The sequence below is a fragment of the Acetomicrobium mobile genome (assembly GCF_937920065.1).
On sequence record NZ_CALETC010000041.1, the window covers coordinates 1 to 10,953 of the forward strand.

Sequence of the window (10,953 nt, forward strand, 5' to 3'; positions counted from 1 at the left end):
CGGGGGCTTCATGGCCGCCGGCAAGACCTCCGTGGGAAGCAAGCTATCGGAGCTAACGGGATTGCCCTTCCTGGACACCGACGACCTGATAGAGGCCATGGCAGGCATGAGTATTGCAGAAATATTTGCCACCTGCGGCGAAGGCCATTTTCGCGAGCTTGAGAGGCGCGTGCTCGACGAGACCTTTAAGCTCAAAAACGTCATAGTAGGCCTGGGCGGAGGCGTGCTAGTCAACCCCGAAAACAAGGCAAAGATAATGGCAAACGGCACCCTGATAATGCTGGATGCAGCCGTGAACACCATAATAAAGCGCGCATCAAACCAACCGGGCAAAAGGCCGCTTTTAAGGGAAGACAACGTGGCCGAGCTGTTGAACAAACGGCGCGATGCCTACAAGGACGCGCACTTTCGCGTGTCGACCGACGAGATCTTAGTCGACGAGGTGGCTTCACTCATAGTAAAGGGCCTCGGCCTTGATGTGGCCAAAGACATGCCAAAGACAAGATGTGAGACCTTGCAGGTAAAAACGAAGGGCACGAGCTATCCCGTGATCGTTGGAAGAGGAATACTCACCTCGGATAAGGCCTTAAATGACACCCTTGAGGCATTCCTTGGCATTCATAGCGGAAAGCCCTTCATAATAAGCGACCCCATTACGTTTACGATGTTTGTAAGGAGGATCAAAGAGGCTTCGGGCTTTCACCTCCTCCCCCGAGGCGAGGAAGGAAAGACCCTGCGCCAGGTTTCGGCCATCTACGAAAACTTGAGCCAGTGCGGCGTAGACAGGAAAGGCTTAATTCTTGCCGTAGGCGGAGGCTGCGTGGGAGATGCGGCGGGCTTTGCCGCCTCTACATGGATGCGGGGCATAGATATCGTACATATCCCCACCACCCTCATCGCGCAGGTAGACAGCGCCATCGGGGGAAAGACGGCCGTAAACCTGCCTGAGGGCAAAAACCTCGTAGGCACGTTTCATCAGCCTTGCTGCGTCATCGTCGACGTAAACTGTCTCCTGAGCCTCCCCGACGAGGAGTTCAGGCAGGGGATGGCAGAAGTCATAAAATACGGTCTCGGAGAGGACCGCAAGTTTTTCCGCTGGCTTTCGGATAACAGAAGATCGATCCTTGAAAGGGATCCGGATACATTGCTTGAAATGGTAAAACGATGTATCGAGCTCAAGGCCTCGATCGTCAAAGAAGACGAGAGGGAAACATCGGGCGCAAGGACGCGCCTGAACTTGGGCCATACCGTGGCTCACGGCTTGGAGGCATCTTCAGGCTACAGCGAAATAAAGCACGGAGACGCCGTGGCCATCGGATTGGTCGTCGCCACTCGCATGGCCGTCATGCTCAACCTATGTCGCGACGAGACCTTAGCCGAGCTGCTCGAACTGCTTGAGTTCTTCGGCCTGCCAGTCAGGCCCGACAGGCCTTTCGATGAAGTCGTCGCCTATCTGATGAAGGACAAAAAATTCGTGGGCGGAAGGCCCACGATGGCACTTCCCACTGAAGGCGGAAAATGTAAGGTCCTTCAAACCTCGTTAGAGCTTTTAGGGGACGCCTACCGCGCAACGACGTGCTAAACCAAGGGGGCAGCTTACACCCTTTTGATCTGCGGATAGGAGCCCAATACTCGCAGGCGCTCGACCCTGGACTTCATCACATCAAGGGCTTCTTTGACGTTTTGGCTTTCCATGTCGCCCTCGAAGTCCACGAAGAAGAAGTACTCGAAGGGGTTTCCCGGAAGAGGGCGCGACTGTATGAGCGTAAGGTTAAGGCCTTCTCGGTATAATGGCTCCAAGGCCTGAAACAGTGTGCCGGGCTTGTGGGCGACGTTAAAAAGTATCGATGTCTTGCTCCTTTCAGAGGGCCTGGCAACGGCGCGCCCGATGAGCCAAAACCTCGTGGCGTTGTAAGGCTGGTCTTCTATGCCCTCCTCTAAGATCTTCAATCCGCTTAGCTCCGCCGCAAGCCTTCCGCATATGGCAGCACTTTTCTTGGTTGTTCTTGCCAGGTTCGCCGCAAAGCTGGTGCTAGACGTAGGTATTTGCCGCGCCCCGGGCAAATTTTTATAAAGCCAGTTCCTGCATTGACCGAAGGGCTGGGGATGGGAGTAGACTTCTTCGATATTTGTCATGTCCTCTTCTATGCTTGCCAGGACAAGCCTTATGGGGATCTGCCCCTCACCCATCACGGAAATGCCGGGCTCGGCCGCGGCAAAGGCGTCCAGCGTAGAATAGACAGTGCCCTCCGTGGTGTTTTCCACGGGGACAACCCCAATACCGGCCTTATCCTTCGATACGTAGTCAAACACCTCGGCCGGATTTTCGACGAAGACCACGTCCACGAACCTGCCCAAAAACGAGATCACGGCCTCGTGAGAAAAGGAGCCCTCAGGGCCCATGCAAGCCACCCTGGTCGGCCTTTGTACGGACCTGCAAAAGGATATGACTTCCCTAAACAGCAAGCTCACAAACCTGGGGTCCAGGCCTTCGGCCAAACGGCAAAGCCGCTCTATCACCTCGGTCTCCCTCACGGGATCGTAGATGCAATCTCCGCCTTTGACCTTGCCTATCTCCTTGGCCAACTTCACGCGCTCCTCCAGAAGGCGAAGCATCCCCTCGTCCACTGATTCTATCCTTTGTCTTAGTGCATATAGGTCCTCATTCGACACGACAATGCCACCTCACCGATATTTCATGCAATTATACAATATCTCTGAGGGCCAAGCCCAGCGAGGCCTCCCAGCCATATCCTTTGGGCCGCTCGTGGGAAGAAAACGTCCTCCACGGATCGAGCAAGGATACCTCAAACCTCAGGGCAGATCTTAAGGCATCAAGCAAGATCAGGTCCCTTTTGGCAGATGAGACCAGAAACAATTTATTTATCTCGAAATGGGGATAGCATCCGCTAAGGTAATCCACGGTAAAGTTGATTTCCTTTGCGGCGTTTTGGACCAAATCCTCGAAGGCCATTTGACGGCCAACCATTACAGGCCTGAAAAATATCTCATTTCCTCTGTAGCCGAGCGCTATCAACGATATTGTCCCTCCGGGAAAAAAACAGAGCTGCCATTCACCCTTAGATACGGCTGAAGCGTCGTCTTTGTCCTTAAATTGAGTAAAGGCGCTCCTAAAAAGCGCCACCGATACGGGCTCCAAGGCTGTCGGAAAAAAGCCGGCTTTAGTCGTAGCTTTCATGATATTGTCTACAAATGGTTTGCTTGATGCCACAACCAGATACTTCTTAAGCGGTCCTTTATCATATAAATCGCCACTGTAGGGAAAACCCACTTCCGCCGCATCGTAGTAAGCTTCTTCGCCGGAAAGGGGAAAGTGTTCCTCAAGTCGCCAACGAAGCGATTTTTTGACATCATCGAAGATCATGTCGCCGGGAAAATCCAAGAAGCAGGCGTAGCTATCCCTCATCGGGATCCCGAATGCAGCCCTGATTTTGCCAAACCTTCCTATCTTTCGCTTCAATTTTTTAAGCGCAGTATAAAGGAAATCTACATCGGCAACGCTTTCGGTGCATATGGCCTTTTTTGAGAGGTAGACCTTGGCCCGCGAACTGCACCAGACCGAGGTGCCTTGCCTTTGGAGCTCCACATAGCGAAGCCCTTCCCCTGTGATGGATATGCCGCAGTGGAGGCAGCTTTTCATGAGATCACTCCTGTCCGAAGATGGTAAAACAATAGCGTGGCAATATCATATACTATCTATTCTAATCCTCTGTCAAGATATTGAAAGTACCCAGCGTTTTTCCATGCCTCGCGGTTGCCGATGACATACAAACGACGTTTAGCCCTCGTAACGGCAACGTTAAGTAAATTGGGTTGCTGGCCTGCCCACATGCGGGCGCCGCAAGATTTGCCATCATCGCTAGGAGCGCCCAAGACTATCACTACAGTATCGGCTTCCTTGCCTTGAAAAGTATGTATAGTTCCAACCCTGTCATGGATCCACCTTTGATCATTCGACACAGGCCTCGTTATTGTCGAATCTTTCATTATTAATTCCATTATTAATTTGCGTAAGTTATCCGCAACTATTCTAAAAGGAGAAATAAAAAATATGTCAGGATTATTAATGCCTTCGTTAAGTAATTGCCGTAACAACCCGAACGCAAAATTTCCCTCATCCTCAGACCATTTTTCGTTAACATTACCTCCAAGAGGAACATGCAACCACCTGCTGTCACCTAAAATTTTTCCTATTTCAGAATCACTTTCGATCGTCCCATATATCATCATCCCATTGTATGCAACATTATTAGAAATATCGAACATAGGTCTATGACAGCGCCGATGAACGCGAAGCGGACAACCCACCCATATATCCCTCTCGCAGCCTTCCGCTTCGTCCTCAATTTTAAGGCAAGTTCCAAAGAAACTTGCCTTATCGGCCAGCGTTTGAACAGAGGCCTCTGGAGCTGCCCAATCCCTTTCTTCTTCTTTTTTAAAGTCTAGGCTTACAAATATCTTACTAATCAACTCTGGAGGCATCGTCACAACAGGTTGGATTTGTAAGGGATCGCCTACGACGAGAACGCGTCTAGCTCTCCATATAGCTCCAACGGCTGCCTGGGGCGTTGCCTGTCCAGCTTCGTCTATGAGAAGCCAACCAAGCTGCTCCTTGTCCAATGAGCCGAAAAGTCTTCCAATCGATGCAAAAGTTGCGGAGATCACTGGAACGATCAAAAAAAGAGTGGACCACAAATGCCGACGTAAAGGCTCAAGTTCTCCGGGAAGTGCCTTGCCGCCTATAATTTCAATGACACCACGAAGATTAGAACTCAGCTGCTTTGCAGCAGCATCGATGAAGGCTCGATGCACATTGAAAGCTTCCGCAAAAAGATCACTCCTTACCGCCTGCCAGTCATCATATAACCACGGTGATTTTAACTGCAATATCTCGTCTTCCTGCATCCAAAAATCATCATCTGCAAAATTGTCGCCAACCTTTTTGCGTTCCTCAGCTATCATTTTTTCAAGTTTTACCAGATGGGCCTCATGTTGTAATTTTTCTTTTTTGAGCTTTTTTAGTTTGTTTTCCTGCTCTGCGGCCCTTTCTTCTTTATCCTGCAAGCTTTTTTCGGCTTGCTTCTTTATCCTTTGAGCTTCATTAAGGCTAATACGTGCTTGTTCTGCACTGTCACGCCAATTGCGATATTTACGAGTACAAAATAACCGAACAAAAAAACACGGACGTTTTCGCTCTATAGTCTCAACCCTTAGGGAAACCTCGGTTTCGGCAGTTTCGGCCCTGACGAGCTCGTCTCTGGCTGCCTTTTCTTCTTCTTTGACTTTTTCGTAGTTGTCGCTCAATTGACCAAGCTGTTCTTGAGTCGCAGCAATAAGCCTGATTACCTTACGTCTGATGCCAAGCATTGAACACGCCATTTGAGCCTCTTTTCGCAATTTTTCTGACTCCGCAAGCTTTTCACTAAACTTTTTGCACGCTGCATGCCAACGATTCAATGCTTCACCCCTATTACTGGGAGGATTTTCAATAGCTACAATATCGTCCTGCGACAGCTTTGTGCTATCATATCCATTTAATATAGAGTTAAGATAATGTCTTATACCTACCTTCTCGTTATGGTAAAAGGTCTTTGCGAATAATCTGCAATGAGCGGAATTCCCCAGCACGGCAGCAACCATACCCCATGTGGAGCCTGACATTAACTCGTCTGAAAGGGTACGAAAATAATTGATCTTACCCTGCAATTCTTTGGCAATCGCGTCTATTGAGGGTATTTCGCGACTCACGTTTTCGACGGCCTTATTATTTGACGAGGCGACAACAATTTCATAACCCATTATACTTTCGTCGAGCCTGTAGAGATCGATATAATTATTTTGATCGACTCTCATTTTTAACTTCGGATCAAGCTTGAATGCCTTTGCAGGATCATCATACTTGGACATAGCGACAGCCCGATCCAAAATTACCTTGGCTATAACATCACGTAACAATGTAGTCTTTCCAGTTCCAGGAGGTCCATTAACGGCAGCCAATCCCCCGTTTGCCAGTTCTTCCGACACATGATTCACCGCTGCCTGCTGCATCAATACCAGGGGATAGTTGCTGGGCCATCGCACCAGTGGCATTTTATCCGGAGCAAGGATGTCTTTAAGTTTTTCTATATTTTTTGCTACATCAACTCTGTTGACTTTACTCGATTCCATTTGCATATATTTTTTTAAAGCCTTTCCCGCCCGGTCTTCATCAAAAGCCCTTAGCGCAACAGAAAGGTCTTCTATAAAAAAGCTGTTAAGCAGTTCCATATCGGGAGGTTCTTGTTTAGCTTCAAACTGAGGCAACCGAAATGCACAAAATTTCTTTAATACACTCTTTTCTGGAATTTTCAACTCAGCGATAAGCCAAACAAATGCGTCATCTATAACCTTGTGCGTTATTGAAGATCTGTTGCCATTATCATCATTATTCTTCAAACGCTTCTCGAGATTTGACTTAATATTTGCTTCGACTTTCTGAAAATTTACCAGGTTTTCTGGACAACCAGAAATAAGTTGCCCGTAACTCCACGCAAAACTCGATAAAAAGGTTTTCTCTTCGATCAGCTTGCCTTGTTCATCTAAAAGAACTGCAGCTAATGCGGCTGTGCCTTTGGGGTAGGAACGTTCGTCCTCAGCATTATCAGGATATTTTTTCAGTATATATTTCATAACAGAATCAAGTTTTAGTTCTCCAAAATACAACAACCAATAAAATGCACTTTCTCCCCTTTGTTTGCCGTATTGTGGAAGCACCCACGGTTCTGGAGATTCTTTCACATATAACAATTTCTTGGAATTTTCTGCTCCATTACGCTGCCTTGGCATCAAATGAGGCGTTAATGCTTCGGAGGCTATCCAAGCTTTTAGGACTCTTTTAGGAATTGATAACACATCGATCTTCCTTTCCTCAAAAGAATTCGCAACTTATGTAACAAATATAATATGATAACTTCAGTCATTTATCAATCAATCAGCGCTGGAGGATATACTATAAGAAAAAGAAATATTAAATGTATCTGAAAATTTAGTATATTATGACAATATTGTACATAACTTGAATTTCCATAATTCTTATCTACAATAAAACCATAATGGTTACATTAGAAGTAGTACGATGTGTGAGGTTAATCCAAGTAGAGCGTTATGTGTGATATCATATGTGAATTTTAGTATGATGCCTTCCTAAAGTAATTTAAAAAGGTTACTGTTTTCTAATACAATAAAGTTGCTGTAAATCTAAACTCTCGGAGGAATGGCAGCGACTCAATACTATGTTAGCTTGAATGAAGAGGATTTGCACCATCTGTCTTCCGGCAATGACAAAGGCTTGAAGGAAGTTGTAATACTATGATCAATGCAGCACCTTACAAAGAAAGGGAATGCGAAGGGATATGGGAAAAACATTGACCACCAGAGTTGAGACTTTGACATTTAAAGTTTCTCAGATATGGGGCGGCATTTTCCGCCGTAAATATATTTGAGCGCTATCCGTTATCAAGTAAAGCAGTTAGCAGCTAATAATACATAAAGTATGACGAGGCGATTTAGTTATCTCTATAAAAAATGGAGGCGATGAGAGTGGCAGATATGTATTGCAACAACTGCAAAAGGATGGTGGGAACAAAGAAAAATCTGACGGGTGGTATAGTATGTATATTAATTGGACTTGTTTTATTCTTGTTTATTCCTTTCATAGGCCTTATCTTGGGCCCCATACTTGGATTGGTTGGCATAGTGCTTTTGATTGCAGGCGGTAAAAGGTGTTCTGTATGCGGAGGCAAAAATCTTAGTTCTGTGAATCCGGATACCGCCGGCAGTTCCTCAAATTCCAATCCAAACGGATAATCAAAATAAAAGGGTGCCTTCAAGGCACCCTTTTATTTTCGTACTTGCAGGCTGCGTCTCCGCTGAAATTTCTTATAAATTAGGATATATATGCCCGGCTATTTTGGTTGTATGTCTGGTTTATCTGACATTACAAAAACAACCCCGTATTTCAGCGTCGTCTCCGACTCATGAATTATATTTCCATCATCATCTAAAAGTTGTATTTTTAAGAGTCCGTCAGGACTTAATTTCTGAAAACCGGCGTTGACGCTATCGGCAGTTATTCGTTTTTCCCAAGGAACTTTCACAGTGAAAGCTTCATCTTTGGTTCGATTTTTATCTACGACAGTAACTATTCCATCGGCAGGCAAACCCTCAGTCCCGGTAACACGAATTATAAATTCCCGGGTAGTCGGTCGGTCCTCATCGGAAGGCAACGTTGCCCATAAAGTCATGCTTATCGCCATTACACATAAGGCGATAAGCATATAGTGACGTCGTTTCATCTTCGCTTCACCCCTCCCCAAGCTCCTATTTCCTCAGCAAATTCGAAACGTTATAAATTATAATAAAACAAACTATGGTCTAATGTCTACCCTCAATTGAATAGGCCAAAAAGAGTAAGATTTTGACTATCTCGTCAAAGTTTCTTATTACATCTTGGCTTTCGATTCTTCGAGGCGGAGAAAAGCAAAACGTATGGTTATATAAAGCAAACAGCTCGTTTAAACGAGGAGTCGATAAGAAATTAGTTGCTCATCTCTTTGTTTTTTGCTAGTTAGTTCTGGAATTCATAACCTTATCCTGCAGTGTTTCTCCAACGCCAAAAGGTAATCCCTAAGTTCGCGGAAATCCTCGTGGAAGGCGGTTATCCCGTAGAGCTCGAACTGATTGTAGGCGTCGCTTTCAAGGGAGCTGATGAGCCATAAAATCTGCCTGGCTACGTCGAAGGCTCGCTCGTCCCCCTCGTCGTAAGCCCAATATTCGGACAATAGATCGGCGGCGTTGAGCGAGGCCATCCCCTCGACGAACTGGTCCAACGTGATCTCGTCGGTGTTCAGCCTATAAAGCAGCTTCAGCGCTTCCTTGCCCATCCCCATGACGGAACGGATGAAATCGCCGTCGTTTCCCTTTTCTCCTTCGCTTGCATCATTAATGTAGCTCATGACACATCAATTCTCTCCAAGGGATTCCATCAATTTCGATACGATCTTGTCCATGGCCTTGCTGAAATCGGAGTCGGGCTTTTCATCGACAAAGGGGACACCCTCATCGACGCATTCTCCCATCTCAAGCTCTATGGGTATCTTTCCCCAAAAGGGTATCTCCATGAGGCGGGCGAGCTTTTCTCCCTGCCCCTTGCCGAAGGGATACATCTCCGTGGCACAGGACGGGCATTTGAGCCAGCTCATGTTTTCCACCAGGCCAAGCAAAGGAACCTCCAGCTCCCTGGCGGCGCTTATGGCCCTGGTGCAGACCATGGTGGAGAGTCCCTGCGGGGTCGTCACCACTATCATGCCGTCCAGCTTGGGTATGGACCTCATGACCGTCTGTACCTCGTCTCCCGTTCCGGGGGGAAGGTCTACCAAAAGAAAGTCAGCCCTTCCCCAGTTGACCGACGCTATGAGCTGCCGTATGGCGCGCATCTTGTGGGCTCCCTTCCACATTATGGGTTGCTCTTGCGACGCCCACATGGAGGCCACCGAAACGACCTTTATGCCGTTGGACGACAATAAGGGATTAAAGCGAAGGTCATGATGGCCGGGGTGATCGTGTTCGCTTACCACGTCCATCCTGCCGTACAGTCCCAACGCCTTGGGCACGGCTGGCCCGTGAAGGTCGGCGTCGAAGATGCATACTTCGTAACCCTTTTTCTTCAAGGTCGAGGCCAGGTTAACGGTGACGACGGTCTTTCCTACGCCACCCTTGCCGCTAAGTATTGCTATTTTATGACGAATGTCCTTCAAGGCCATCGCCATTGGGCCTTTGGCCTTAAGAGCTTCTTCCCTCACCTTCGATTTCATGGCCTCAAACTGTTCTCTTTCGATGTCGGCGTTCATGATCACACCCCGCTTTACGCCTTACGGATCTCAAAGCTGTCGCTTCCCATGCCCAACTTTTTAGCATAGGCGATCATAGACGTCGGGTCAACCCCGGTTATACGAAGCAGCTTGTCATCGCTTGAACCCAGGCTTTCGCTTTCCTCGGCAATGCTGCCCCGGATGCCGGAAGATTCGTCCAAGACATTCAAAGTGGCGCTGTCGAGGGCCACGGGGTCATGGGACATCAAAATTCCCCTGTCCGAGACGAAGGGAACGTCTGAAAAGGGATAGCAATCCGGGTAGGGACACACGTCCATCAGGATATTTACATAATAGACCTTACCCTGCAATGCCCCTGTGACGGCCAAGGCGGAATCGACGACGCGCCTTTGAAAGCGCCTGGCCATGCGTCCGTCTATGACGACTGCGCCTACGGGGCATGCGGCCGTGCAGTAGTAGGCGCAGCCTTTGCACCTTTTGTCGTCCAGGGAAGGCCTGTCGTCCTTCAAGCGCACTGCATCGTGCGGGCAATGTTTTTCGCACTGCCCGCATCCGTCACAGCGATCCTGCACAAATAGGGGGCGCAAGGGAGCATGGATCCTTTCCTTTCCCCTGAAAGAGGCACAGCCAACGCCGCAGGAAACCAGCGCCCCAGACAGGCCGGCAAAGGGATGGGCAGTAACGTGAGAGATTACGACGAGCGCCTGCGATTCCGCAACGGCCCTGGCGATCTCCACGCCGCCGAGCTCCTCGCCGTCGACCTGGAGGAGCATCTCCTCCTCGCCCGTATATCCATCGGCCAGCATGGGACTTTTGCCAAGGCTTGTCACGTCAAAACCGTGCAGCGTCACCGCCTCAAGCCACCTGCGGCCCACTTCTGAGGCCTTTGAGCTCATGCTCAAAGTATCGACCAACAGCGGCTGTCCCCCTAGGGAGTAAACCACGTCGACCACTGCCTTGACGAGCAAGGGCCTCACGTATCTGAGGTTATCCCTTTCACCGGCCTCAAACTTAACGGCAACCAGCTCTCCTTGGGAAAATAGGCCCTGGAGCTCGCCTTTTT

The 10,953-nt window shown here is 48.3% G+C and carries 9 protein-coding genes; 2 read left to right on the top strand and 7 right to left on the bottom strand.

The window, feature by feature from the left end:
* Positions 1-1,582 (top strand): 3-dehydroquinate synthase (aroB, locus tag Q7P41_RS01720; RefSeq protein WP_303881663.1); only part of this gene is annotated, 1,582 nt, incomplete at its 5' end.
* A 14-nt stretch (positions 1,583-1,596) separates the two neighbouring features.
* Here the strand turns inward: aroB and pheA are convergent.
* The 3 genes from pheA to Q7P41_RS01735 are packed head-to-tail and all read right to left on the bottom strand — an operon-like array spanning position 1,597 to position 6,912.
* The gene (gene pheA / locus Q7P41_RS01725; RefSeq protein WP_303881664.1) at positions 1,597-2,673 is read right to left on the bottom strand and encodes a prephenate dehydratase; all 1,077 of its coding nucleotides are present in this window, start codon (positions 2,671-2,673) and stop codon (positions 1,597-1,599) included.
* Positions 2,674-2,704: 31 nt separating this feature from the next.
* Positions 2,705-3,661, bottom strand: a complete 957-nt coding sequence (pilM, locus tag Q7P41_RS01730) for a type IV pilus biogenesis protein PilM (RefSeq protein WP_303881665.1) — start codon at positions 3,659-3,661, stop codon at positions 2,705-2,707.
* Between the two features lie 56 nt (positions 3,662-3,717).
* Positions 3,718-6,912, bottom strand: coding sequence for a DEAD/DEAH box helicase (locus Q7P41_RS01735; RefSeq protein ID WP_303881666.1), 3,195 nt, complete (start codon positions 6,910-6,912; stop codon positions 3,718-3,720).
* 687 nt (positions 6,913-7,599) lie between these two features.
* Here Q7P41_RS01735 and Q7P41_RS01740 point away from each other — a divergent pair.
* A complete protein-coding gene (locus Q7P41_RS01740; RefSeq protein WP_303881667.1) occupies positions 7,600-7,866 on the top strand; it encodes a hypothetical protein in 267 nt (88 codons plus the stop codon).
* Between the two features lie 98 nt (positions 7,867-7,964).
* Here the strand turns inward: Q7P41_RS01740 and Q7P41_RS01745 are convergent, their stop codons facing one another.
* The 4 genes from Q7P41_RS01745 to Q7P41_RS01760 form a co-directional block, all read right to left on the bottom strand.
* Positions 7,965-8,354 carry a hypothetical protein gene (locus tag Q7P41_RS01745; RefSeq protein ID WP_303881669.1) on the bottom strand — a complete coding sequence of 130 codons (390 nt, stop codon included), beginning with the start codon at positions 8,352-8,354 and terminating at the stop codon, positions 7,965-7,967.
* A gap of 285 nt (positions 8,355-8,639) precedes the next feature.
* Positions 8,640-9,014, bottom strand: a complete 375-nt coding sequence (locus tag Q7P41_RS01750) for a hypothetical protein (protein WP_303881670.1) — start codon at positions 9,012-9,014, stop codon at positions 8,640-8,642.
* A 6-nt stretch (positions 9,015-9,020) separates the two neighbouring features.
* Entirely contained in the window at positions 9,021-9,908 is an 888-nt protein-coding gene (locus tag Q7P41_RS01755; RefSeq protein ID WP_303881671.1) for an Mrp/NBP35 family ATP-binding protein, read from the bottom strand.
* 14 nt (positions 9,909-9,922) lie between these two features.
* Positions 9,923-10,953, bottom strand: a 1,031-nt coding sequence (locus Q7P41_RS01760) for a DUF362 domain-containing protein (RefSeq protein ID WP_303881672.1), incomplete at its 5' end; no start/stop codon positions are given.